The sequence below is a fragment of the Robiginitomaculum antarcticum DSM 21748 genome, from assembly GCF_000365025.1.
Classification (GTDB): Bacteria; Pseudomonadota; Alphaproteobacteria; order Caulobacterales; family Maricaulaceae; genus Robiginitomaculum; species Robiginitomaculum antarcticum.
Genome location: NZ_KB823012.1, coordinates 75,195 through 100,500, shown reverse-complemented (window position 1 = coordinate 100,500; position 25,306 = coordinate 75,195). Strand labels below are relative to the sequence as shown.

Below are 25,306 nucleotides of genomic sequence, written 5' to 3'. Positions count from 1 at the left end.
CGATTTTTTACGTCATTAATGAGAGCGCCAGCACAGCCGCAGTTTTGGCCGTCATGCCATTAATATCATGAATTGGTGATAGTTCGACCAGATCGACGAGCGGGAGGGCGCAATCATTTTCGGTGCAGGCCTGCTGCACGGTGTCAACCAAATGCTCGACAGTCGCAAAAGGCACGCCGCGCGCAGCAGGGGCGCTGACACCGGGCGCTTGGAAATGCGGCATCAGATCAATATCAATCGTCAGGTAAATAATATCGCAGCGCTGCGCCATGCTTATAATCGGCTCGCGCCCGCCATCTGCATCACGCAAAAGCGCATCATCGAAGACGATTTCCACGCCCCACTCTTTTGCCCGCGCCAGTAAGGCTTGGGTATTGGACTCACGCGCCACACCGATGCATAAATAATCAAAAGCCTCCGGCGCGCTCTGGCGGATTTGGTTAAACGGCGTACCCGACGATGGCCCCGCCGCGCCAATATTACGAAGGTCTAAATGCGCGTCGAGATTAATTATGCCGATTTTCTTATCCGGGAAATGGGTCGATAGTCCTAAATAACTGCCATAGGCGGTATCATGTCCGCCGCCAAAAACCATGACCCGATCATATGTCTCGAGGGCGCGGTCTATGTGCTCCCCTAACTGTTTTTGTCCGGCCTCCAGATCATCTCCGTCAACCACAACATCGCCAAGATCGACAAAGGAGGCGAACCCGTGCGGCGCGGCCAGACCGCCAAGTGATTTGCGAAGAGCCGCCGGCCCTTCTTTAGCGCCGGTGCGGCCTTTATTGCGCGCCACGCCCGCCTCGCTGGCAAAGCCGATTACCGCGCGCGACCCGCTTTTTGAGACAAATTCGAAAACCCGTTTGGCCAGCGGCCCGTCTTCGGGATCGCTCCGTCCCGTCCAGGGCTCAGAGCTGGAATGAAATACAGGCATAAGGCGCACGTCCATAATAACTTGAACCGGAATATGAAGTGTGATGCATTGCGCCTCCAATGTCACCACTGAAAGCGTCCATGGAAAACCGCCGCCTCTATGTCCAATGCCGCGCCGCGACCATGCAATCCGGCGCAAAGGCCTATGGCCTGATTGAGGACTGCGCGATTGCCGTCAGCGAAGGCCGCGTAGTCTGGACCGGCGCGCAGGAAAGCCTGCCCGCAGAGTATGCGCAATTTACACAAGAAGACTTAGGCGGCCGCCTCGTCACGCCTGCATTGATTGATTGCCACACACACCTCATTTTCAGCGGCAATCGCGCACGCGAATTTGAAATGCGTCTCGGCGGGGCCAGCTATGAAGAGATCGCGCGGGCCGGCGGGGGCATAATATCTACCGTTAAAGCGACGCGCGGTGCCAGCTTTGACGATCTTGTCACGCAATCTCTACGCCGCCTTGACGCGCTAATCGGCGAGGGCGTCGCGGTTGTCGAGATTAAATCAGGTTACGGCCTGACCATAGAGGATGAAATGCGTATGCTGCGCGTCGCCCGTCATTTGGAAACGCTCCGCCCCGTTAAAATCGTTACGACATGGCTCGCGGCCCACGCCGTTCCGCCCGAATATAAAGGCCGCGCGGATGCCTATCTGGATGAGGTCGTGATTGCGGGATTAAAGCAAGCGCATGGCGAAGGCTTGGTCGATGCTGTGGATGGGTTTTGCGAACAAATCGGATTTTCCGCCGCGCAGATCGAGCGTGTGTTCATCGCCGCGCGCGACCTCGGCCTGCCCGTCAAACTCCATGCTGAGCAGCTATCCGATCAAAAAGGCGCCATTCTGACGGGCAAATATCAAGGATTATCCGCTGATCATCTCGAATATCTTGCCCCCGAAGATGTTCCCGCCTTCGCGACATCCGGCGTTGTCGCCGTCCTGCTCCCCGGCGCTTATTATACTTTAAACGAAACGCAATTGCCGCCTGTGGACGCACTGCGTCAGCACGGCGTAGTAATGGCCATCGCCACGGATTGCAATCCGGGCACGTCACCGATCAGCTCCATCCTCACCGCGATGAATATGGCCTGCACGCAGTTTGCCATGACGCCCGAAGAAGCGCTGGCCGGAACGACCCGAAACGCGGCCAAAGTGCTGGGCCTCTTGGGTGAGTACGGCGTTATCGCCCCCGGCGCGCGCGCAGAATTAGCCGTGTGGAACGTGGACTATCCGGCTGAGCTTTCATATTGGATGGGCGGCGCGCCGCTTCATCACCGCATCACTCACAAGGCAGCTTTATGACGCATAATTTGATCCCCGGGCAGACCGGACTTTCGCAGCTTAAGGCGCTGTACCGCGACGGCGGCAGCTTCGCGCTGAGCGCAGCATCCTTTGACGACGTCAATCGCGGGGCCGATATTCTGGCGCGGCGCATAGAGAGCGGCGAAGCGATTTACGGCGTCAATACCGGCTTTGGTAAACTCGCCTCCGTGCGGATCGATGCCAGCAAGCTAAAAGCCTTGCAGCGCAATCTTGTGCGCTCCCACGCGGCCGGATTTGGCGCGCCCTTACCCGCCAATATTGTGCGGCTAATTATGGCGCTAAAATGCCTGTCTTTGGGACGCGGCGCGTCGGGCGTGCGGCCCGACGTGATCGAGCATATTCAAAATATGGCGGCGGCGGATATCATTCCCGTCATCCCCGAAAAAGGCTCGGTCGGCGCGTCCGGCGATCTGGCGCCGCTGGCGCATATGTCGGCGGCCATGATTGGCGAGGGCGATGTATTTTATAAAGGCGCGCGCATGGCCGCGGGCAAGGCGCTTCAATCGGCAGGCCTGACGCCACTGGAATTGCAAGCCAAGGAAGGCCTCGCGCTTCTCAATGGCACGCAGGTTTCGACCGCGCTGGCGCTGGCCGGACTGTTCGGCGCATGGCGTTTGGGCGTGGCCTCACTGACCACGACCGCGCTGTCCATTGATGCGGCCATGGGATCATCCGCGCCGTTTCATGATGAGATTCATCAGCTGCGCGGCCATCGCGGACAGATTGACAGCGCCGCGCGGCTTCGCAACTTGCTGGACGGCTCTGTCATTCGCGAAAGCCACGCCGAGGGCGATGAGCGCGTGCAGGACCCTTATTGTTTGCGCTGCGCCCCGCAAGTCATTGGCGCCTGTCTGGATCAGCTGCGCTATGTCGGGACGGTGCTAAAAGTCGAAGCCAATGCCGCCACCGATAACCCGCTTGTGTTGTCAGACGGTAATATCGTCTCGGGCGGCAATTTCCATGCCGAGCCTGTGGCGCTCGCCGCCGATAATGCCGCCATTGCCATATCCGAAATCGGATGTATTTCGCAGCGGCGCGTCGCGCTTCTGGTTGACCCCGCGCTCAGCTTCGGTCTGCCCGCATTCCTGACGCCGCAGCCGGGTCTCAAATCCGGGCTGATGATTGCGGAAGTTACCTCCGCCGCGCTGATGAGCGAAAACAAAGCCCTGTCCAATCCGCGCAGCGTGGACAGCACGCCGACATCCGCCAACCAGGAAGACCATGTCTCTATGGCCTGTCACGGCGCAAGACGGCTCTTAGAAATGAATGAAAATCTGGCGGGCATAATCGGCATTGAAGCCATGGCGGGGGCGCAGGGCATAGAGCTGCGCGCGCCGCTACGCACCAGCGCCCCTCTGCGCGCGGTGATCTCTGATATACGCGCGCATTGCCCCGCTCTGACGGAGGACCGCATGGTGTCCGCGGATATTGAAAACCTCGCCGATTTTGTGGCCCGCCACGGCGCGCTGTGCGACCTGCCCGGCATTACTGCCATCACATTAGACAGCTAGAATACCGGAGAGCGTAATGACGACACACCTTGGAAATGCCCGTGATGTGAAAAGCCCGACAGGCACGACGCTGAACTGTAAAAGCTGGGCGGCAGAAGCGCCTTACCGCATGCTGCATAATAATCTGGACCGCGATGTGGCGGAAAACCCCGACGAGCTTGTTGTTTATGGCGGCATCGGAAAAGCCGCGCGGACCTGGAAAGATTTTGATCTGATCTGCGCCGCGCTGAAAGCGCTTGAAGACGACCAGACCCTGCTCGTTCAAAGCGGCAAGCCTGTCGGCGTGTTCCAAACCCACGAAAATGCGCCGCGCGTCCTGATCGCCAATTCCAATCTCGTGCCGCATTGGGCCAATTGGGAGCATTTCAACGCGCTCGATAAAAAGGGCTTGATGATGTATGGCCAGATGACCGCCGGATCGTGGATTTACATCGGCACGCAAGGCATCGTTCAGGGCACATATGAGACTTTTGTCGAAGCGGGGCGCACCCATTATGGCGGCGATCTGACCGGGAAATGGATCCTGACCGGCGGGCTGGGCGGCATGGGCGGCGCGCAGCCCCTGGCCGCAGTTATGGCCGGAGCGTGCTGCCTCGCCGTGGAATGTAATCCCGAAAGCATCGATTTTCGCCTGCGCACGCGCTATGTTGATGAGCGCGCCGATACGCTGGACGAGGCCCTCGCGCTGATTGAAAAATGGACGGCAGCAGGCGAGGCCAAATCCGTCGGCCTGCTCGGCAATGCGGGCGATATTTTCCCCGAACTTGTGCGGCGCGGCGTCCGTCCGGATATGGTCACTGACCAGACCTCGGCCCATGATCCGATCAATGGCTATCTTCCGATAGGCTGGAGCCTGGCGCAGTGGAAAGACATGCGCGCCAGCGACCCGAAGGCGGTAGATAAACCCGCGCGTGCGTCCATGAAAATACAAGTGCAGGCCATGCTCGACTTTGCAAAATTAGGCGTGCCGACATTTGATTACGGCAATAATATCCGGCAGGTCGCCTATGATGAAGGCCTGAAAAACGCCTTTGATTTTCCGGGCTTCGTCCCCGCCTATATCCGCCCGATGTTTTGCCGCGGCATAGGGCCGTTTCGCTGGGTCGCGCTGTCCGGTGATCCCGAAGATATTTATAAAACCGACGCCAAAGTCAAAGAACTTTTGCCCGATGACGGCCATCTTCATAACTGGCTGGATATGGCGCGCGAGCGCATTGATTTTCAAGGCCTTCCCGCGCGCATCTGCTGGGTCGGGCTGGGCGACCGTCACCGCCTCGGCCTCGCCTTTAACGACATGGTCAAATCCGGCGAGCTGTCCGCGCCCATCGTCATTGGCCGCGATCACCTCGATAGCGGCTCTGTCGCCAGCCCGAACCGCGAGACCGAAGCCATGAAAGACGGCTCTGACGCGGTCTCCGACTGGCCGCTGCTCAACGCCCTGCTCAGCACCGCGTCGGGCGCAACATGGGTCAGCCTGCATCATGGCGGCGGGGTCGGCATGGGGTTTTCACAGCATTCCGGCATGGTCGCCCTCGCCGACGGCACAGATGACGCCGCGCGCAGGCTCGCCCGCGTGCTGTGGAATGACCCGGCCACAGGCGTCATGCGCCACGCCGATGCCGGCTATGACATCGCCCTGGACTGCGCGCGGGAAAAAGGCTTGAACCTGCCGGGGATTTTGTAGGATTAAGTTTGAGGGCGGGGTCAGATCAAGCGCGTAAAATCGCAAGTTCAGCCGGCCAAAGCGAGCCGATCCATTTCAACCAGAAAGGCGGCCAGACGGTCACGGCCTTCATCCGCTGGAAGCAATTCGGACAGTTCACGAAAATTATTACGGATATCGCGGGCCTGAACCGGATTCCACGGATTCATATCAGAGCGCGCCGCCCGCGCCATCCACTCATCCAACCGCTTACGTACCCACAAGAAATTAGCCGGATCAAGCCCAAGCTCTTCCTGCTCGGCAGGGGCATATTCGGGAAAGAGTTCGGAATTCACGGTGTTTAATGCAAAGTTTGGTCAAAACTAGAAAAACTAGCTTTAACATCATAACAGAAAGTTGTGATTCCTTCTGTCGCGCTTAATGCCGCCGTGTTTTTGCTATCGAAATCTTTTCCAACTATAATACCGAATACTTTAACGTCTTCTTTTACTGCTAATCTATCTTTAACCCATCCCATGTATCTCAAGACTTGGCCCAGAACTTTGTCCGAAGCTCGACCCTTTTTCAGTTCTACCACTACAAAATTTAAATCTTTGTCACGGCACAATAAGTCAATTGGACCAACTCCAGTGCTATATTGCCTGCGTACTAATGACAAATCGCTTCTCAAGGAATTAACATTGTATTCTAAAATATCTTCAATTACCTGCTCTTGGACAATCATAGAGCGGTAATCTTGCAATTCATTAACCGACACATTTTTTGACTTAGCATAAGCATCAGTTGCTTTATCTACCGAACCAATATTTTCATAATAATCTTGGGCATCTTCGATTATTGACCAAGGTTCATTTTTTCTACTTTTAGGAATTATTGTGCCGTATTGTGCCAACCAATCACCTTCAGAGGCATAATCTATTTGAACCGCTGACCTATATCGAGTAAGTAAATCTATGACTTTCTTTTGGTTTTTTGGCATCACGCATATACCACTTTCATCTCGACTAATTAATTCAGAGGCCGTCAAAAACCATATAATATAAGAATATACGTTTTCGATTGTTGCAAATATATTCCTTCCTTTATCGCTGACAGCATTTTCTGCAACTTTAGAAAGGAAATCTTTGTCTTCTTTAGTCAACTCTCTCCAAAGAGATAAATCATAAAATGTTTGATATATATCGTTATGAGAGGATACTTTGCTTCCAAAGTATATAAATTCCTCTCTCGAGAGTTTCCAGTCTGCTAAGACTAAAAGCTTTAAAATTTCATTTACTGGAAATCCACGGTTGCTGTGAAACTTTCTGTCCAGAGATGGATTTCCGTCTTGATATCTTAAAGTTTGAACTTTTACGATTTCTTTTTGCTTTTTCAAACTTGCTTTAAAAAAAGCGCGTCCTACTGGAGTGACTTCAGGTATATTTTCTTTATTTACCCAAGCAAATCCTAACAGCTTCCAAACCGGAATTTGCATACGCGCAACGGCAGAAAAACTTTCACTATTATCTTTGTATGGATCGATCAGCTTCTCTTCAATTAGCCTGTCAACAAACAGCTCTTGAGCTAAGTCCCACGGTGTTTTCCAAAATTCATCTAATATACGAAGTTGTTGAGATATTACATTAAAATTCTCTGGGTTTATAGTCTTACCTTTTGGCACATAAATGAAAGTGGGATCTTTTGCAGACTCCGTGATTCTTTTTTGCAAGTGTTTGAGGTTAGACATATTTAGCCCACATGTTTAATGATTTCTTCATCACTCATTAATGAAAAGTTTAGTTGAGAATTTGCCGAATCTGCTTTTCTCCCATATCGACGCTTATGATGACCATACTCTTTGTTTTGTACACTCTTTTTGTTTTCTTGCTGATTATCTTCCGCCAGCATTAATGAAAGCTCTGCTTTGCTAGGGTATTTTGCCCTACCAACAAAAACATTCATTTCTTCATCATCTCTAACATCATTGAGTCTTTCGGCTGCTAGCTTCAAATAATTTTCGGAAATATCTATACCAATAAATCGTCGGCCTAGCATTTTTGCAGCAACGCATGTTGTTCCAGTCCCACAAAAAGGGTCCAAAATTACTTCGCCTTCAAAATTCGATGCTTTTCCCATAGTATACATCTTTATAAATCGGGAAGGTAGCTTCATAGGAAAAGGAGCGGGGTGATCATTAGTTCTAAATATATCTTCTGGGTACATGAACCAAACCTGTTGAGACAGGTCTACCCACTCTGATTGCGTTAACTTGTTCGCTTCTTTTATGTCATGTTCAAATACTGGTGGTTTTCCAGGTTTCACAAACACATTTATAAATTCAACTGTATTCGCTTCTAAAATATTTCCAGGGTACGGGTAACTACCGAACATCAATTTAGAAGTTTGCTTTTGCCATATATAAGTACTGTATCTTTCTGCAGGAGTATTTTCGAGAATAGTGCGTTCAATATCATTATTGATATTTTTTAAATGACGAGTGTGTTGATCCGATATGATTGATTTCGGAATAGGCATAATCGGAGAATTAATAACTAGTTTCCCATTGGGACGAAGCACACGAACACATTCTGACCAGACATCACATAGACTATCTAAATAATTTTCATACGTACCAGAGCTTTCTGCCGACTCAACATCATATTCAACGGCCGTCCAATATGGAGGGGAAGTCACCACCAAATCAACCGAACTGTCAGCAAGTTGTTTGAGAGCCTTCGCGGACTCTCCGCAAATCAGTATATTTGTGTCCACTGACAAATTCTCCTTTTTTACAAGCAAATCTTAAGTTCTGAGAGGACTTAACGCAAGTGATCCTTTCTGTATCATCCCCTCACGCCTTACCCATAGCTATCCATAACCGCACCGCGCGGCAATCCCTGCGCGGGGATAATTCGGGGCTTGGCGGGACAGCTATCCCTGTTTTGGAGTGGGGATGAATACTCCTTCCACACAAAATTCCCACCCCGCTCATCCCTGCGTAGGCAGGGATCTATTCTGTGATGCATTAGATGCTGTTGTTGACAATAATTTATTATAAAACAGTTAGTTAGGTTTACAGATTTTAGTTGACAGCTATCGCAAAAGGTCCCTGCCTACGCAGGGATGAGCGGGTATGGTGGGTGGGGCTCCGAAGTTTCAAACCGTGGATATATAAAACCTAATCCCCGCCCTCTCATTCTCCCCTATGTTTAAACTGTCTCTTGTGGCGGGCCGGGTGTCGACGTTCGGAACTTATGAGAGATCGGTATTGGATTCGGGCGAGGTGAGGTTACGGCTCACATCAAACGGGTTTGGGAGCATTCTGCGCTGCGGAGTGTGACCTTAGCGAGAGCCGCGTATCGGCCGTGAGATATCGCCGCGAAGTCATCTCTTTGCGAAACACTTACACTTACGGTCTCCGGCAAGGAGGCTGGCTTCGCGGATGAGTCCGCATTGCCCAAGCCGCCCGAAAGGGCGCATGCGCGAGCGTTCAGCGAGCGTGTAGGCTTGGGCATACTATATTATTTCCCGGCTCGGCTTCGCCGAGACTCGCCTCTTTCTTTTGCGGCGCGCCGCCGCCGACCAACCCGGCGCGCATGTGGTCACCCAATGGGCCATCGCAGAATGGCGTTTGGGGGACGCTAGCGTCTTAAATCTGCATGAGGATATTTCGAAACACCGCTCCATTGATGAACACCATATCTTAATCGCTCCCCCGGAGCGATTAAGATATGGTGCCCTGGAGAAGACTCGAACTTCCACTTCCATTCGGAAACTAGCACCTGAAGCTAGCGCGTCTACCAATTCCGCCACCAGGGCACATATCAGGTGAGCAGTAGGCGCGCCGTTTAGCCAAAGGCCCGCGGCGCGTCAACGCGTTATTGCGGCGGGGTAAACCGAAGAAATCTGGCAAAAACAAGACGGGGCTGCGCCCGCCTGCCATCTTGTCAGAGGCCGGGATTAGAGCTATGGCGCAGAGAGATTCCGGCGCGACGCGCGCGCGGTTAAGAGGCATTAAAATGGCAATAGAAACACGTTTGGTCACCGTCTTTGGCGGATCGGGATTTGTCGGGCGCTACATTGTGCGCGCTCTGGCAGCGCGCGGGTATCGCGTGCGGGTGGCGCTGCGCCGCCCCCACACCGCGCCCGACCTTAAAGTCATGGGCCGTGTCGGTCAAATCCAGCTTATGCAGGCCAATTTGCGGTTTAAAGCCTCGATTGAACAGGCCGTAGACGGCGCGGACGCGGTGGTGAACTGCGTCGGGCTGCTATTTGAATCCGGCGCGCAGAATTTCAAATCCCTGCATGTCCAGGGCGCGCGCAGCATCGCCGAGGCCGCCAAAGCCGCCGGCATTACCAACGCCGTGCACATCTCCGCTATTGGCGCAGATGAGGACAGCGGCAGCGACTATGCCCGCACCAAAGCTCTGGGCGAGGCGGCGGTGCGCGGCGCCCTGCCCGGCGCAGCCATTCTTCGCCCCTCCATCATTTTCGGCCCGGAAGACGAGTTTTTTAATAAATTTGCCAAAATGGCGCAAATGTCTCCGGCGCTGCCGCTGATCGGCGGCGGCAGGACGCTGTTCCAGCCCGTCTATGCCGAAGATGTCGCCAAAGCGGTCACGCGGATTATTACCGCCGGTTCTGCCGGGCAGACTTATGAGCTGGGCGGGCCGGGGACCTATACGTTTAAAGAGCTGCTGGCTTATGTCTTGAACGTGATTGATAAAAAGCGTATCTTAGTGCCTCTGCCGTGGCCGGTCGCTATGGCGATGGGCTTTGCCGGAGAACTGTCCGGCGCGCTGCCTGTGATCACGCCGTTTTTGACACGCGACCAAGTGACCAATCTGAAGACTGACAATATTGTCGGCGAGCAGGCCCAAGGCTTTGACGCGCTGGGCATCCAGCCCGAAGCGCTGGAGGCCATCGTGCCGACCTATCTGGAACGCTACCGTAAATACGGCCAGTTCCATGAAAGGCTCGAAGACATAAAAGAAAATTAGGGGACATATTATGACATCGAAATTATTACTGACATTAAGCTTAGCCGCATTGCTTAGCGCGTGCGGGCCCAAGACTGACGAGGCGAAACCTGTTGAGACGCAGGTTGAAGCGCCCGAAGCTGAGACGGCTGAGCCCGCGCCCGAATTTGATTTAGGCGACCAGCCGCAAGTGCCGACCGTGACCGCCGGGTCAGTAGAGGTGCGGCCGGAACTCCTCGCGGCTCTCTCCGCCCAGGACGAAAATGTTAAGACACGTTATCAGGCCCGCCATCCGGGCAATACACTGGCCTTTTTCGGCATAGAGCCCGGCATGACTGTCGCCGAAGCTCTGCCCGGCGGCGGGTGGTATACCAAAATCCTGCTCAATTATCTGGGGCCGGACGGCGAAGTTATCGGTCTGGATTATGATTATGATATGTGGTCCAATTTCGGCTTCATGACCGAAGAAGCTATGAAAGCCAAAAAAACTTGGGCGAAAACCTGGACAGACGACGCACAGCCTTGGCGCGGTGCCAATGGCGCTGCCGTCTCTGCCGCCACATTTTCTACGGTCCCACAATCGCGCTTGGGCACTGTCGATGCGGTTTTGTTTATTCGCGCCCTGCACAATATGGCGCGGTTCGAAGAGCAGGGCCAATATCTGAGCAATGCCGCGGCGCAGTCTTATGCCATGCTGAAACCCGGCGGGATTGTCGGCGTCGTGCAGCACCGCGCGCCTGAGAGCGCATCGGATGAATGGGCTAATGGCAATAATGGCTACCTCAAAGAAAGCTTCGTCATTAAAACTTTTAAAGATGCCGGATTTACTCTCGTGGCACGCAGCGAGATGAACGCCAATTCTAATGACCGCCCGACAGAAGACGATATTGTCTGGCGTCTTCCGCCCACATTCGGCACCACAAATCCTGCCGAAACGGATACGCCTGAAATGGCCGCACAAAAAATTGAGATGCGCGCTAAGATGATCGCGGTTGGCGAGTCTGACCGGATGACGCTTCGTTTCCGCAAGGATTAAGTTAAGCCGCGCCGCCCGAGACAATCCAAAACAGCAGGATAGCGCCCAGCGCGACGCGGTATATCATAAAGGGCAAAAAGCTAATTTTCGCGATTAGCTTCATAAAGACGGCAATCGCAGCATAGGCCGCGATAAATGACAGCCCGACAACCCACAGCCCGTCAGACAGGCTGGCCGCATTTTCGCCATTTGTGACAAGTCTGAACAGCGCATAAAGCCCTCCCGCTAAAATAACGGGTATCGCCATCAGCATAGAAAACCGCGCGGCTTCGGGGCGGGTAAAGCCCAGCGCCCGCGCTGCCGTCATCGTAATACCGCTGCGCGACGTCCCAGGAATTAGCGCTAAAACCTGTGACAGCCCCAAAAATGCGGCAGTTTTGATGGTCATCTGATCAGCCGTCTTTTCGGATTTCCCCCAAATATCAGCCAGCCACAACACGATCCCGAACCCGGCCATAGTCAAAGCAATAATCAGGGGGCTGCGCACGGCCTCATCCAACCCTACAGCGTTCATAGCAAATCCCGCGATTAATACGGGCGGCGTCGCGACAGCGATATTAAGCGCCAATTGGCGCTGCGCTGCGTCCGGCTTGGCTAAATTGATCCGTCCCAACGCGCCGACCACAATATCGCCAACGTCCCGCCGAAAATAAAGCATGACCGCACCCAATGATCCCAGATGCGCCATAAGGTCAATTAGCGGCCCCTGGTCGGGCCACCCCATCACCTTGGCCGGCAAGATAAGATGCGCGCTTGAGCTTACGGGAAGAAATTCCGTCAGCCCCTGAATAAGCGCAAGTAAAACGAGGTGCCAAAAGTCCATATGAAGCAACTATGCCGATTTGGTTATGAAGGGGTTTAAATGTGGTGTCGTTTTCAGTCTCTTCTCTGTTGCAGTTTTGTGTTTAAAAAAGGGCGTCTGTGCGGGACTTTAAAAAACAGGGCTACCTGTTTGGGTACGCGTAAATGTAATTTCGTTTCTTAAAGTCCCTGCCGGAAGTACGGATCGCGCCGCATACCCGACATGGCGCCCAAACTCTGTTTGAACATCAGCACAGCAATGTCTTTGCTAAGCGGCCGAATTAGCCAGTCGAGGCGCTAGACAGCTCACGCTTAGCGGGCCGGCCTCCTTTGCGTTACCATCGGAACCTACACCCAACACCGTCTTACCTGCCAGCCAGCCAACGTACGCTTGCCTGCCCAATGAGATAAGAACAGTTTGAAGATAGGGCAGGATTCAGGGGTGGGGATTATTCTTTTGAAATGTACGGTTTTATAGATAAGTTTAAGCATAATATCGTGGATTGGGTTTAACAGCGCTGGGATAGATTACTTATATCTTGACGGTCAATTCACAATTCGCCATACGCGGCTTACTCATCAAGACTAGCGGAGGGATAAGGCCCGATGATGCTAGAGCAACCCCGATATGCTATCGGACGGTGCTAAATCCTTCGGGCAAGGCCTGAGCGATGAGAGCGAGCGCAAAACCCGCGCGGCTCCCTCCTCGGCCTTTCGAAGATATTTATGGAGCCGGTATGGCGCGCGACATTGAGATAAATCTCGGCGACTTTACGCTGGAGCGCGGTAACATCCTCAAAGACGATGTCGTGCGAGCACGCCGTTACGGGCAGGAAGGCGGGCCATTAGTCATTGTGCTGGGCGGAATATCAGCCACGCGCTTTGTCGCTGATAATGGCTTTGTCGGTGCGGGATGGTGGTCGCCTTTGGTACGCGCAGCCGGGCCAATTGACCTCAATCAGCTCTGCGTTGTTGGATATGACTTCGCGCCCAATTCAGACGCTGAAGACCAAGCCGTCACCATCACAACAAGCGATCAGGCACGCAGAATTGCCGCTTTGATTGAGCATTTAGGTCGCCCCGCTGACGCGGTTATCGGCAGCTCTTATGGCGGGATGGGTGCGCTGGCCTTAGCGCAAAACCATCCGGAAACACTTAAAAATTTATGCGTCATTGGCGCGGGCCATCGTCCTTATCCCATCGGCGTGGGCTGGCGCGGCATACAGCGGCGCATTGTGCGTCTCGGTATGGCAGCGGGGCGTCCCAAGGAGGGGCTAAAACTCGCGCGCGAGCTAGCCATGACAACCTATCGCACACCCGAAGAATTTGCGGATCGGTTTAACCTTCAAGAGACGCAGCACTCTCCGTCCGCCTTTGATATTTGCAGCTATCTAGGCAGCCGCGGCGACGACTTCGCCGCCTCAATGGACGCGCAGCGCTTTCTGGCGATGAGCGAGAGCATTGACCTTCACCGCGTCGAGCCGGAGCGCATCTCGACACCGACACTCCTAATGAGCGCGATCAGCGACCAACTCGCCCCCCTACCCGATATGCGCGAATTGCGGGACCGTCTCGCCGGCCCGTCCGAACTTTTTACCTTCACCTCACTTTTCGGTCATGATGCATTTTTAAAAGAATATGATGCCATGGGGCCAAGACTGGCCTCATTTTGTGAGGGGTTGGCGTAACCTACTAAATCGGATAAGAATGCACCATGGGTACGTTACAAAAATTCGTAGAATTTGCTGAAAAGCTTGAGGGAGAAGATCGCAATTTTGTAGAAATACTTCTAGAAAGTGCTATGGCCTCATTTGGAACTGATGCCGCTTTAACGCCTGAACAAGCCGTTGAAAATGCACGCCGTATGGCTGATACGAATCCGCAATATGCGAGCGTTGCAGAGATTGACGCAGTATTCGGCAAGCCACTTCCGCACTAACAAATTAGATTTGTATGAAAATCGTTTACCGTCGTAGCGCACTCCGTGACCTCCAGAATATTCGAAACTATTATGCAGCGATATCGCTTAAAACTGCGGACAATATCCGAATAGATATTTATGAAACGATTGATGTTTTAAAAGCTTTTCCTGATTCAGGACGGCCGCTTTACGATGGCAGTCGACTGTTTCCGACACAGAAATACCGTTTTAATATTACATATGTTCACAAGAAGGATAACATGGAAATCGTCGGTATTTTCCGTTTTCAAAATCGAAATTTTAGCTAATGACCAAAATCCCAAAACACCCCATTACGCAAACCGTCCAAGCCGGGCTTGGCGACGATCCCGCTTACGCCGCGGTTGTGCCTCCGCTTTATACCAGCTCAACCTATCTATGGGACGGGTTTGAGCAAAAAGGGCCGTATGATTATGGCCGCACAGTTAATCCGAACCGCAATATTTTAGCCGTCGCGCTGGCCGAACTTGAGGGCGGCGCGGGGGCGGTGATTACCAGCAGCGGCATGGCGGCGCTGGATTTAATTCTCAATCTTCTCCCGCCTAACGGCAAAGTCATCGCCAGTCATGATTGTTATGGCGGAAGTTATCGCCTGCTTGAAGCACGCGCCAAACAAGGGCGTATTGTTTGTGACTTTGTTGATCAAACGGATGAGGGGGCGCTTGCAGCACTGCTCAAAAAGGGCGCGGATATGGTGCTGATTGAGACGCCGTCTAATCCGTTAATGCGCGTGGTCGATGTCGCCAAAATAGCCAAAGCGGGCAAAGTGGCGGGCGCAATCCTCGTCGCTGATAATACATTTCTATCACCTGCGCGCATGACTCCACTTGCGCTGGGCTGCGACATTGTCTGGCACAGCACCACCAAGTCTCTGAACGGGCATAGCGATGTTGTCGGCGGGGCGGTAATTGCCAAAACCGCAGACACGGCAGAAGAGCTGGCCTGGTGGGCCAATTGCACAGGCGTCACGGGCAGTCCGTTTGACGCCGCGCAGACCTTGCGCGGACTTCGCACGCTGCATGTCCGTATGGACGCGATGGAGCGCAATGCCCTGACGCTGGCCACATGGCTATATGCCCATAAGCAGGTTGAGCGCGTCTATTTTCCCGGCCTCAAATCCGATCCCGGTTACGCGCTCGCCGCCACGCAGCAAAGCGGGCCAGGTTTTATGATCAGCTTTGATCTAAAGGGCGGGACGGACGCCGTGGCTAAATTCGTCGCCCCGCTCAGCCTATTTCGTCTCGCCGCAAGCCTTGGTGGAACGGAATCGCTCATCTGTCACCCCGCCACCATGACCCATCGCGGCATGGGCGAAGCGGCCATGAAGGTGGCCGGCATTGGCGCGGGCCTGATGCGAATTTCAGTCGGTATAGAGCATAAAGATGATCAAATCGCTGATTTAGAGCAAGGATTTTCTGCGCTATAAGTAAATTTCGGCTTAAGCTTGCTTTCACGTCCATCTGGGCTGCATTATGCGGCAAATTATGCCTTGCGGGTCGCGCGTTTTTACGCTTTAAGCCTCTTAGGAGATTATTTGTGACCTATCCACACCGTAAAGACGAGATCAAAGTCAAGACCGCCGCCCCGGCGCGCGATAATGGCGTTATCATTCTGTCCGGCGTTGTCGTACTGCTTTTGGTGGTATTGCTCATTCGCATGGGTAGCGGGATGTAACGAAGACAAATGTCTAGGTTCACCCGCTCTGAAACGAGCGGGTTTTTTTTTGAGGGTTTTTAAGGGGGAGGCATTATGGATAATTACATCAAAGAGAATACTGATATGTTTCGTCCGTTAGGCGACATCTATGCGCGCGCGCGCTCTGGCAAGGGCGCGAAGTTTTTAGATATTAAAACATGTCAAAAATTTATCATCTTTTTAAAATCAAAAAAATCAGCAGTCACAACAGCTGAGCATACGGCGGTATCGCCTGATGGAACATGGCTGCAGTCCTATCTAGATTTCTTTTGGGAGCAAAAGTGTCCTGAAAATCAAACCTGGGCGATGTTCTACGATACTTTAAATTCTAAATTTCAAACTATTCTTGATGATGCGGGTAAAGACGTGAACATTCATTACTTCCAAGTTTGGGCTGGCATGAAAGGTGATGAAAGTGAGTTCTAAAAGAAGTGACGCTATTGTCAAAGGCCAGTCGCGCGCCGCCGCGCGCGCTATGCTGCGCGCAACCGGAATGGATGACGATAATTTTGCTGGCCCGATGATTGCCGTGTTCAATACATGGACCAATATGGGCCCGTGCAATATGGACCTCGACAAGCTGGCCGTTCCTGTCCGCGCGGGCATTCGCGCTGCAGGTGGCACCCCCGTTGATTTCAATTCCATCGCCATATCTGACGGCATTACTATGGGCAGCGAAGGGATGCGCGCGTCCCTGATGAGCCGCGAGATTATTGCCGACTCGATAGAGCTGGCCGTACAAGGCCACAGCCTTGATGGCGTCATTATTTTAGTCGCTTGCGACAAGACAATTCCTGCCGCCGCTATGGCGCTGGCGCGGATGAATGTGCCGGGTGTTGTTGTTTATGGCGGGTCGATCATGCCCGGCAAACATAAAGGTCGCGATTTGTCCGTCCAAGACGTGTTCGAAGCCGTCGGCGCCTGCGCAGCGGGGATCATTGACGAGGCGGAGCTAAAAGACATTGAAAAAGCGGCCTGCCCCGGCGCGGGGGCCTGCGGGGGTCAATTTACCGCCAATTCCATGGCGATGGCGATGACCTTTCTCGGCCTGTCCCCTATGGGCCTGAACGATATTCCTTCGATTGACGCGTCCAAAAATGACGCCGCCTTTGCCGCAGGGGAATTGGTTGTCGATTGCGTGAAACATCAGCGCTTGCCGCGCGATATTGTAACTTCCGCCTCACTACGCAACGCCGCAATCGCGCTGTCCGCCACGGCCGCCTCGACTAATGCGATCTTGCATTTACTCGCCATTGCCACAGAGGCGGGCGTCCCGTTTGATATTGATATTTTCGATGAGATTTCGCGCAGCACCCCCGTGATTGGCGATTTAAAACCCGGCGGCAAATATATGGCCTTTGATCTACACGAGGCCGGCGGCAGCGCCTTGATCGGCAAACGCCTTGTCGACGATGGCCGCATTAAAGACAGCCCCACCGTGACAGGCCAATCTATATTTGGAGAGATTTCTAAGGCTAAAGAAAAAACCGGCCAGGACGTTGTGCGCCATTTTGCTGACCCGGTAAAATCACGCGGCGGTTACGGCATACTTTATGGTGACCTCGCGCCCGAAGGCTGCGTTGTCAAACTGGCCGGTCATGGTGCATTGTACTTTGAAGGCACGGCCCGCGTGTTTGAGAGCGAAGAAGAGTGCTTCGCCGTTGTCAAGAAAAACGGCATTCATAAAGGCGACGTCATCATCATTCGCGGCGAAGGCCCCGCAGGCGGCCCGGGCATGCGCGAAATGCTGGGCGTGACAGCGGCTTTGGTCGGGCAGGATTTGGCTGACCACGTTGCCCTGATCACCGATGGACGATTTAGCGGCGCAAGCTACGGTTTTGTTATCGGCCACGTTGCGCCGGAGAGCGCCCATGGCGGGCCGATCGCCTTTGTCCGCGACGGCGATACGATCACAATTGATGTTGAAGCGCGCACGATTAATGTCGACGCCGATCTGGCCGCGCGCGCAAAGGGCTGGATCCCGCCCAAACCCAAATATCCCCGCGGCGCCTACGCCAAATATGCCCGCCTCGTTCAATCCGCGTCTAAAGGCGCGGTCACTTCATTCCCGTTTGATTAAGGACTACTCTTATGAGCCTCGAAATTTTCTATGATAAAGACTGTGATCTCTCGATCATCAAGGGCAAAAAAGTTGCCGTTCTGGGTTTTGGCTCGCAAGGCCACGCTCACGCACTGAACCTCAATGATAGCGGCGTCGATGTGGTTGTCGGTCTTCGCCCTGAGAGCGCGACCAATAAAAAAGTCAAAGCCGCTGGCCTGAAATCTATGGCCACAGCCGACGCGGTTAAAGGCGCGGATGTCGTGATGGTTTTGACGCCGGACGAATATCAAGCCAAAATTTACCGCGAAGATATTGAGCCCAATATCAAAGATGGCGCCGCGCTGGCCTTCGGTCACGGCTTTGCCATTCACTACGGCCAAATCGCGCCGCGCCGCGATCTGGACGTCATCATGATCGCGCCCAAAGCGCCGGGTCATACGGTCCGCAATGAATTCGTCCAAGGTCGCGGCATTCCCGATCTCATCGCTGTTTCCCAAGACGCCAATGGCGGCCACGCGGTGGAACTCGCGAAATCCTATGCCAGTGCGATTGGCGGCGGACGCACCGCAATTATTCACACGACATTTAAAGACGAGACCGAAACCGATCTGTTCGGGGAACAAGCTGTATTGTGCGGCGGTATTGTCGAGCTCATTAAAATGGGGTTCGAGACGCTGACTGAGGCGGGTTACCCGCCGGAGCTGGCCTATTTTGAATGTCTGCATGAGACAAAATTGATCGTCGATCTGATCTATGAAGGCGGCATCGCCAATATGAATTATTCGATCAGCAATAATGCCGAATTTGGTGAATATGTAACAGGCGAAGCCGTCGTGAATGACAGTAGCCGCGCCGCCATGCGCAAGGCCTTAAAAGATATTCAAGACGGCACATACGCCAAAAACTTCATCATGGAAGGGGCCATGGGTTATCCGTCTATGACCGCACGCCGCCGGAATATGGAAGCTCACCAAATTGAGCAAGTCGGCGGCAAATTACGCGAAATGATGCCATGGATCGCAGCCGGCAAAATCATTGATAAAGATAAGAATTAGATTGTAGTGGTTCGCTTCGCTCACGCCACCCCCTCACCGCTGCGCGGAACTCCCCCCTCAAGGGGGGGCGGGGCAAGTTGTGGGAAGCTAGCACTCAACTCCCGCTCCCCCTTGAGGGGGGAGCTGTCGCGGCACGCGACTGAGGGGGTGACATTCACAAGAGGCGAGTCTCGACCGCAGGTCGAGCCGGGAACACAAACACAAGAGGCGAGTCTCGGACATAGTCCGAGCCAGGAAATATAATGACTACAGCCACACAATTTGAGCGGCAAGACACCGAAGTTGCGACAGACCGTCCGGCCAAATCCGGCGCGCTATTACTGCTCGAATCCATTGAGGCGCAAGGCGTGGATACGATTTTCGGCTATCCCGGCGGCGCGATCATGCCCGTTTATGACGTGTTGCCGCGCACCTCGCTGCGTCATATTTTATGTCGTCACGAACAAGGCTGCGGCATGGCGGCAATTGGTTATGCCCGCGCCACGGGCCGTGTTGGCACAGCGCTGGCCACATCCGGCCCGGGCGCGACGAACCTCGTTACTGCCATTGCGGACGCCTATCTGGACAGCGTTCCGGTTGTCTTTATCACGGGGCAAGTCCCGTCAAATTTAATGGGAACCGACGCCTTTCAAGAAGTCGATATTATTGGCATCACCATGCCAATCGTCAAACATAGCTATATCGCCCGCGACCCCGCCGATATTCCGGGCATGGTGGCCGAGGCCTATTTCATTGCCGCAGAAGGCCGCCCCGGCCCGGTTCTGATTGACCTGCCTAAGGACGTGGCCAACGCGCTTACGACCGAAAGGCATAGATGGAGGCCCTATCCCAAGGTCAAACCGGACATGGGGACAAGCAAAGACATAAAAGCGGCCGAGCAACTCATGCGCGACGCCAAAAAACCGCTCTTTTATATAGGCGGCGGCATTGCCCAAGGCGACGGCGTCGCCGAGCTACGCGAACTGGTCGAACGCACAGATATTCCCGTTGTCTCGACATTGAAAGGTTTGGGTTCTCTTCCCTCTGACCACCCGCAATATTTGGGAATGCTGGGGATGCATGGCCTCAAAGCGGCCAATTACGCCGTGCAGGAATGTGACCTTTTGATCGTGGCCGGCGCGCGGTTTGATGACCGCGCCACAGGCAAGCTCGACACCTTCGCACCCCACGCCAAAGTCATCCATATGGATATTGATATTGCCGAGCTGGGTAAGCTGCGCCGCGTCAATGTCGGTTTGGACGGGAGTTTGAAGAAAAACCTCGCCGCGTTAAACCCTTTTGGAGGAGATGGTAAAGCGCCCAATATCGATGAATGGCGCACGCTATGTTATGGCCGCCGCACGGAATATGAATGGGATTATAACGCGCCGGGGCAGTTTGTTTATGCGCCAAAGCTGCTTCATGATTTATCACGGCGCGCGCCTGATAGCGCAATTTTCACGTGCGATGTCGGGCAGCATCAAATGTGGGTAGCGCAGCATTGCTATTTTGACGATCCTAAAGATCACATTACATCCGGCGGACTTGGCACGATGGGCTTTGGCCTGCCTGCCGGCCTTGGCGCGAAACTTGGCGCGCCGGAGCGCACGGTGATTACCGTATCCGGTGACGGCTCGATCATGATGAATATTCAGGAACTCGCCACGCTGAACCGTTATAATATTCCGCTTAAAATCGTCCTGCTCGATAATTCCGTGCTCGGCATGGTGCGCCAGTGGCAGGAAGTCTTTTTTGATAAAAATTATTCAGAGACAATTTTGGATGACAACCCCGATTTTGCCGTACTCGCCCGCGCCTTTCAAATTGATGCCTTTACCGTCAATACCAGAGATGAAGTCGACGCCGGCATAGACCGCCTGTTGTCAACCGAAGGCCCTGTCTTGATGCATGTGAAAATCGATCCGAATGAAAACGTCTGGCCTCTCGTCCCGCCAGGCCGCAGCAATGCCGATATGATGGAGCGTTAGGATGACGAAACATTTTGACAAAGCTGCCTACAAGGCAAGACTGCGGGACAAATTAGAAAATAGCCGAAAAGTTCGGGAGAAGCGCTTTCAAAGGATAGCAGTGCCTTCGTTGTTAGCGGCCTTTGCTCTTTTTCTTTTTCTGACGCCATACGGACGTCAAATTTTGGGCGATTTAAGATGGGCAGCCAAAAGTGAAAACTGGCTTTTGCATTGGTTTTTTGCGTACTGTGTGGTCGGAGTTCTCCTTACGTTTATTATCGACTGGGCTTTCATCCAATTTATTCGGCGAAAAAAAAATGACTGAACTTCAACGTGATAAAACCTTTGAGCCCTCAGGCGTTTCCGGCAAATTAAAAGTCGTTCTACACGATGTCAGCGGGACACTTATCCGCGCGCTCGGCACGATAGAGCGCCGTGGTTATGATTACCGCGACGTGCATTGCACCCAGCGCGTGGATGGAGATTTCGATCTGCTTGTCCATGTTGAAGATACAGGCGGGCCGAGCGATCTGGATATTTTGTGTAAGCAATTAGAGCGGCTTTATAATGTGGTTTCCGCCGAGCGTGTGGGCCGCCGCAAACATGCGGAGCATTGGCAGTGACACGCAAACAAGAGGCGAGTGTCGGCGCAGCCGATCCGGGAAACAAAAGTGTCAAAATCTTCGACACCACACTGCGCGACGGCGAGCAGGCGCCGGGATTTTCCATGTCCGGCGGACAGAAGCTTAAAATGGCCAAAGCGCTCGAAGCTTTGCGCGTCGATGTCATCGAGGCCGGGTTTGCCGCAGCCTCTCCGGGTGATTTCGAGGCGATCCAGACGATTGCGCGCGAGATTAAAGACAGCACGGTCTGCAGCCTTGCGCGGTGTAATGACAGCGATATCCGCGCCAGCGGCGAAGCGATCAGCTCTGCCGCGTCGGGCCGCATCCATACCTTTATCGCGACCAGCCCGCTGCACCGCGAATTTAAATTAAAAATGTCAAAGGACGAGATTATCCGCCGCGCCGTAGCGGGCGTTGAGCTGGCCCGCTCATATACCGATGACGTCGAATTCTCATGTGAAGACGCGATCCGCACGGAGCGCGACTACCTTAAAACCGTAGTTGAAGCGGCCATTCGCGCGGGCGCGACAACGATTAATATTCCTGATACGGTTGGCTATACGACGCCCGAAGAAATTCAAAACCTGTTTGAGTTCCTAACCCGCGAAATTGACGGTGCAGACAGCATTATATTATCGGCCCATTGCCATGACGATCTTGGCCTTGCTGTCGCTAATTCGCTGGCCGCCATTCGCGGCGGGGCGCGGCAAGTCGAATGCGCCATGAACGGTATTGGCGAACGCGCCGGAAATTGCGCCACAGAAGAAGTCGTTATGGCGCTTCGCACGCGCGCAGATTTTTTCGGCCTAGATACCCGAATTAAAACCGAAGGCTTTTACGGCGCGTCGAAATTACTCGCCACTCTGACGGGTAATCCCGTGCCGCGCAATAAAGCCATTGTCGGGAAAAACGCCTTCGCGCATGAGTCCGGCATTCATCAGCACGGCGTGTTAGCGAACCGCGAAACTTACGAGATTATGAAACCCGAACATGTTGGCGTCTCAACGGACAACCTTGTGTTGGGCAAACATAGCGGCCGCGCGGCATTGAAAAACCGTGCCGGTAAATTGGGGTTCGAATTATCCGACAATCAATTGCAGAGCGTTTTCGTGGCGTTCAAAGAGCTAGCCGACGCTAAAAAAGAAGTCTTTGACAGCGATATCGAAGCGCTGATCCTGGGCGAAGCGGTTGGCGCTAGCGGACCGTGGACGATTAAATCGCTTTATGTCTCTGCGGGGAGTGACGAAAACCGTCAGCCCAAAGCGACAGTGCGCCTTTCTCACGAAGACGGACGCGAGGCCGAGCATGTCTCAATCGCTTCCGGCCCGATGAACGCGGTCTTTCACGCCATTAGCCAGATCACAGACACGCCCATGACGCTGGAGCACTTCGCGGTCAGCTCTGTCTCCGGCGGAGAAGACGCCATGGCCGAAGCGACCGTGCGCGTTTCCACCGCGTTTGAGAGCTATCATGGCCGCGGCGCGTCCACCGACACGGTGCTGGCGGGCGCAAAAGCTTATCTCGACGTCATAAACCGCATGCAACGCCGCGCCGTGCGCGGCCAATCCATCTCTGCGCAGCATTAGGAATGGTTATGCCCCAAACGCTCTTCGATAAAGTCTGGGCGCGGCATGTCGTCGTGGCCGAGACGGCAGCGCATCCTGCAACGCTTTATATCGACCTGCATCTGATCCACGAAGTGACCAGCCCGCAAGCCTTTACCGTTCTGCGTGAGCGCGGTCTGTCCGTGCGCCGTCCCGACTTGACATTGGCCACGATTGATCACTCAACCCCGACGCTGATTAACAAAGATGGCAGCCGCCCTTTTGTAACGGAGCAAGCCGGCAAACAGGTCGAAACATTATTAGCCAACACCGAAGAATACGGCATCGAAACTCATGGATGGGAGAGCGAGAATCGCGGAATTGTCCATGTGATGGGGCCGGAGCTGGGCGCGACGCAGCCGGGGATGACCATTGTGTGCGGCGACAGTCACACCTCTACTCACGGTGCATTCGGCGCAATCGCTTTTGGCATCGGCACGACCCAGGTCGGTCATGTTCTGGCCACGCAATGCATTCTTATGCGAAAGCCCAAAACCATGGCGATCCATGTCAATGGAACGCTGGTAGATGGCGTGACTCCCAAAGACGTGATCTTGCATATTATTGCCAAAATTGGCGTGGGCGGCGGCACGGGTTATGCGCTGGAATATTGCGGCAATATTTTTGAGCAGATGAGCATGGATGGCCGTATGACGGTCTGTAATATGTCCATCGAAGCCGGCGCGCGCTGCGGCATGATTGCGCCGGATCAGACGACATTTGATTATTTAAAAGACCGTAAATTTACACCTGAAGATTACGATGCCGCATGTGTGGATTGGGCCTCGCTCGCCACCGATAAGGGCGCGGCCTATGACAAAGAGGTTTATATAAAAGCCGAAGATATAATGACGATGGTGACGTACGGAACGCATCCCGGCATGGCCATGCCGATTGCCGCCAACATTCCGATTGCCGCCGATGAGGCTGAGGAAAAAGCCCTCATCTATATGGGCATGACGGGCGGGGCCAAGATTGCAGGCGTGAAAGTTGACCGCGTCTTTATCGGATCCTGCACCAATTCGCGCATGGAAGACCTGCGCGCCGCCGCGGATATTTTTCGCGGACGCACAGTCGCGGCGGGCCTTACCACTATCGTTGTGCCGGGCAGCGAGCTGGTCAAGCGCGAAGCCGAGGCCGAAGGATTGCATGATGTGTTCACCGCCGCCGGCGCGCAGTGGCGAGAACCGGGATGCTCTATGTGCATCGCGATGAATGGCGACAAAGCCGCGCCGGGCGAATTAGTCGTCTCAACTTCCAACCGCAATTTCGCGGGTCGCCAAGGCCCGGGCGCACGCACTGTGCTCGCCTCTCCGCAAACCGCAGCGGCCAGCGCCATTGCCGGCGTCATTATGGATGCAGGAAGTTTAGTTTAATGTTTATTCGCTTCGCTCATGCCACCCCCATCGACCCGCACGTTGCGCGGCCCACTTCCCCCGTAAACAGGGGAAGATTTACCTTTCTGGATGCGCAAACCTTCTCCCGCTTGCGGGGGAAGTCCCTGAGCGTAGCGAAGGGGATGGGGGGAAGCTCATGACCTTCGCTCCTTTAAAAACCGTCACGTCGAAAACCCTCGTCTTGCCAGCCGCCAACATTGACACGGACCAAATTATTCCGGCGCGCTTCCTAACGGTGACCTCACGAGATGGGCTCGGCAAACATGCCTTTAACGATTGGCGCTATCATGAAGATGGCCGCGAGACGGACCACATCCTCAATAGCGACGCCGCGAAAGCCTGTGAAATACTGGTCGGCGGGCATAATTTCGGCTGTGGCAGTTCGCGCGAACATGCGCCATGGTCGCTGACGGATTATGGTATTCGCGTTGTGATTAGCAGTGAAATTGCCGATATTTTTCTTAGCAATTCAATGAAGAACGGACTTCTGCCCATCATCATTGAAAAAAACGCGCATCAATGGCTGCTCGATCACCCGGGCGAAGAAATCACGGTAGATCTTAAAACATGCGAAGTCCGCCTACCAAAAAATGGCGGCACATTTGGTTTTAATATTGATGCGTTCTCCCGTCACTGCCTGATGGAAGGCGTGGACGAGATGGGATATCTCACGGCGCAGAACGACGCGATTGCAACATATGAGAAAAAACAAAAGGCACGCCGCGAGCTTTAGCTCGAGCAGGAA

24 protein-coding genes, 1 tRNA gene and 1 riboswitch are annotated in these 25,306 nt (G+C 53.9%); of the genes, 19 read left to right on the top strand and 6 right to left on the bottom strand.

Annotated elements, in window-relative coordinates:
* Nucleotides 1-7 precede the first annotated feature (7 nt).
* Nucleotides 8-1,003: a formimidoylglutamase gene (gene hutG / locus H142_RS0107265; RefSeq protein WP_017931452.1), complete on the bottom strand. Its 996-nt coding sequence runs from the start codon at nucleotides 1,001-1,003 to the stop codon at nucleotides 8-10.
* An 11-nt stretch (nucleotides 1,004-1,014) separates the two neighbouring features.
* Here hutG and hutI point away from each other — a divergent pair, with 11 nt between their 5' ends.
* The 3 genes from hutI to hutU are packed head-to-tail and all read left to right on the top strand — an operon-like array spanning nucleotide 1,015 to nucleotide 5,445.
* Nucleotides 1,015-2,229: an imidazolonepropionase gene (gene hutI, locus H142_RS0107260; protein ID WP_017931451.1), complete on the top strand. Its 1,215-nt coding sequence runs from the start codon at nucleotides 1,015-1,017 to the stop codon at nucleotides 2,227-2,229.
* Nucleotides 2,226-3,761, top strand: coding sequence for a histidine ammonia-lyase (gene hutH / locus H142_RS0107255; protein WP_017931450.1), 1,536 nt, complete (start codon nucleotides 2,226-2,228; stop codon nucleotides 3,759-3,761). The genes hutI and hutH overlap by 4 nt, the downstream gene beginning before the upstream one ends.
* Before the next feature lie 16 nt (nucleotides 3,762-3,777).
* A complete protein-coding gene (gene hutU / locus H142_RS0107250) occupies nucleotides 3,778-5,445 on the top strand; it encodes a urocanate hydratase (protein WP_017931449.1) in 1,668 nt (555 codons plus the stop codon).
* Between the two features lie 47 nt (nucleotides 5,446-5,492).
* On the opposite strand, the gene H142_RS16830 is transcribed toward hutU, so the two are convergent.
* The 4 genes from H142_RS16830 to H142_RS0107225 form a co-directional block, all read right to left on the bottom strand.
* Nucleotides 5,493-5,759, bottom strand: a complete 267-nt coding sequence (locus tag H142_RS16830; RefSeq protein ID WP_026147869.1) for a hypothetical protein — start codon at nucleotides 5,757-5,759, stop codon at nucleotides 5,493-5,495.
* Nucleotides 5,760-5,764: 5 nt separating this feature from the next.
* Nucleotides 5,765-7,150: an endonuclease NucS domain-containing protein gene (locus H142_RS17025; protein WP_017931447.1), complete on the bottom strand. Its 1,386-nt coding sequence runs from the start codon at nucleotides 7,148-7,150 to the stop codon at nucleotides 5,765-5,767.
* A 2-nt stretch (nucleotides 7,151-7,152) separates the two neighbouring features.
* Nucleotides 7,153-8,175, bottom strand: a complete 1,023-nt coding sequence (locus tag H142_RS14785; RefSeq protein WP_169331822.1) for a DNA-methyltransferase — start codon at nucleotides 8,173-8,175, stop codon at nucleotides 7,153-7,155.
* Nucleotides 8,176-9,135: 960 nt separating this feature from the next.
* Nucleotides 9,136-9,222, bottom strand: a tRNA-Leu gene (locus H142_RS0107225).
* Between the two features lie 149 nt (nucleotides 9,223-9,371).
* Here H142_RS0107225 and H142_RS0107220 point away from each other — a divergent pair.
* Nucleotides 9,372-10,403 carry a complex I NDUFA9 subunit family protein gene (locus H142_RS0107220; RefSeq protein ID WP_017931444.1) on the top strand — a complete coding sequence of 344 codons (1,032 nt, stop codon included), beginning with the start codon at nucleotides 9,372-9,374 and terminating at the stop codon, nucleotides 10,401-10,403.
* Between the two features lie 10 nt (nucleotides 10,404-10,413).
* Nucleotides 10,414-11,418: a class I SAM-dependent methyltransferase gene (locus H142_RS0107215; RefSeq protein WP_017931443.1), complete on the top strand. Its 1,005-nt coding sequence runs from the start codon at nucleotides 10,414-10,416 to the stop codon at nucleotides 11,416-11,418.
* A 1-nt stretch (nucleotide 11,419) separates the two neighbouring features.
* Here H142_RS0107215 and H142_RS0107210 read toward each other — a convergent pair whose 3' ends face one another.
* Nucleotides 11,420-12,241, bottom strand: a complete 822-nt coding sequence (locus H142_RS0107210) for an undecaprenyl-diphosphate phosphatase (RefSeq protein ID WP_017931442.1) — start codon at nucleotides 12,239-12,241, stop codon at nucleotides 11,420-11,422.
* Between the two features lie 551 nt (nucleotides 12,242-12,792).
* Nucleotides 12,793-12,897, top strand: a riboswitch (SAM riboswitch).
* A gap of 59 nt (nucleotides 12,898-12,956) precedes the next feature.
* On the opposite strand from H142_RS0107210, the gene metX reads away from it, so the two are divergent.
* The 14 genes from metX to leuD all read left to right on the top strand — a co-directional run bounded on the left by metX (nucleotide 12,957) and on the right by leuD (nucleotide 25,294).
* A complete protein-coding gene (metX, locus tag H142_RS14780) occupies nucleotides 12,957-13,907 on the top strand; it encodes a homoserine O-succinyltransferase MetX (RefSeq protein WP_051048578.1) in 951 nt (316 codons plus the stop codon).
* A gap of 26 nt (nucleotides 13,908-13,933) precedes the next feature.
* On the top strand, nucleotides 13,934-14,158 hold the full coding sequence (locus H142_RS0107200) for a hypothetical protein (RefSeq protein ID WP_017931440.1): 225 nt from the start codon (nucleotides 13,934-13,936) through the stop codon (nucleotides 14,156-14,158).
* A gap of 14 nt (nucleotides 14,159-14,172) precedes the next feature.
* Nucleotides 14,173-14,448, top strand: coding sequence for a type II toxin-antitoxin system RelE/ParE family toxin (locus H142_RS17250; protein WP_017931439.1), 276 nt, complete (start codon nucleotides 14,173-14,175; stop codon nucleotides 14,446-14,448).
* Nucleotides 14,448-15,605 (top strand): cystathionine gamma-synthase, encoded by a 1,158-nt coding sequence (gene metB / locus H142_RS0107190; protein WP_017931438.1) that lies wholly within the window; start codon nucleotides 14,448-14,450, stop codon nucleotides 15,603-15,605. Before H142_RS17250 ends, metB begins: the two co-directional genes overlap by 1 nt.
* A gap of 110 nt (nucleotides 15,606-15,715) precedes the next feature.
* Nucleotides 15,716-15,853 (top strand): hypothetical protein, encoded by a 138-nt coding sequence (locus H142_RS16820; protein WP_017931437.1) that lies wholly within the window; start codon nucleotides 15,716-15,718, stop codon nucleotides 15,851-15,853.
* Nucleotides 15,854-15,928: 75 nt separating this feature from the next.
* Nucleotides 15,929-16,300: a hypothetical protein gene (locus H142_RS0107180; protein WP_017931436.1), complete on the top strand. Its 372-nt coding sequence runs from the start codon at nucleotides 15,929-15,931 to the stop codon at nucleotides 16,298-16,300.
* A complete protein-coding gene (ilvD, locus tag H142_RS0107175) occupies nucleotides 16,284-17,954 on the top strand; it encodes a dihydroxy-acid dehydratase (protein ID WP_017931435.1) in 1,671 nt (556 codons plus the stop codon). The genes H142_RS0107180 and ilvD overlap by 17 nt, the downstream gene beginning before the upstream one ends.
* 11 nt (nucleotides 17,955-17,965) lie before the next feature.
* Nucleotides 17,966-18,991 carry a ketol-acid reductoisomerase gene (gene ilvC, locus H142_RS0107170; RefSeq protein ID WP_017931434.1) on the top strand — a complete coding sequence of 342 codons (1,026 nt, stop codon included), beginning with the start codon at nucleotides 17,966-17,968 and terminating at the stop codon, nucleotides 18,989-18,991.
* A 242-nt stretch (nucleotides 18,992-19,233) separates the two neighbouring features.
* A complete protein-coding gene (ilvG, locus tag H142_RS0107165) occupies nucleotides 19,234-20,958 on the top strand; it encodes an acetolactate synthase 2 catalytic subunit (RefSeq protein WP_017931433.1) in 1,725 nt (574 codons plus the stop codon).
* 1 nt (nucleotide 20,959) lies between these two features.
* Entirely contained in the window at nucleotides 20,960-21,262 is a 303-nt protein-coding gene (locus H142_RS0107160) for a hypothetical protein (protein ID WP_017931432.1), read from the top strand.
* Nucleotides 21,255-21,560 (top strand): ACT domain-containing protein, encoded by a 306-nt coding sequence (locus H142_RS0107155; RefSeq protein ID WP_017931431.1) that lies wholly within the window; start codon nucleotides 21,255-21,257, stop codon nucleotides 21,558-21,560. Before H142_RS0107160 ends, H142_RS0107155 begins: the two co-directional genes overlap by 8 nt.
* The gene (locus tag H142_RS0107150) at nucleotides 21,557-23,146 is read left to right on the top strand and encodes a 2-isopropylmalate synthase (protein WP_017931430.1); all 1,590 of its coding nucleotides are present in this window, start codon (nucleotides 21,557-21,559) and stop codon (nucleotides 23,144-23,146) included. Before H142_RS0107155 ends, H142_RS0107150 begins: the two co-directional genes overlap by 4 nt.
* A 2-nt stretch (nucleotides 23,147-23,148) precedes the next feature.
* Nucleotides 23,149-24,540: a 3-isopropylmalate dehydratase large subunit gene (gene leuC, locus H142_RS0107145; protein WP_017931429.1), complete on the top strand. Its 1,392-nt coding sequence runs from the start codon at nucleotides 23,149-23,151 to the stop codon at nucleotides 24,538-24,540.
* A gap of 157 nt (nucleotides 24,541-24,697) precedes the next feature.
* Nucleotides 24,698-25,294 carry a 3-isopropylmalate dehydratase small subunit gene (gene leuD, locus H142_RS0107140; protein WP_017931428.1) on the top strand — a complete coding sequence of 199 codons (597 nt, stop codon included), beginning with the start codon at nucleotides 24,698-24,700 and terminating at the stop codon, nucleotides 25,292-25,294.
* The last annotated feature ends 12 nt before the right edge of the window (nucleotides 25,295-25,306 follow it).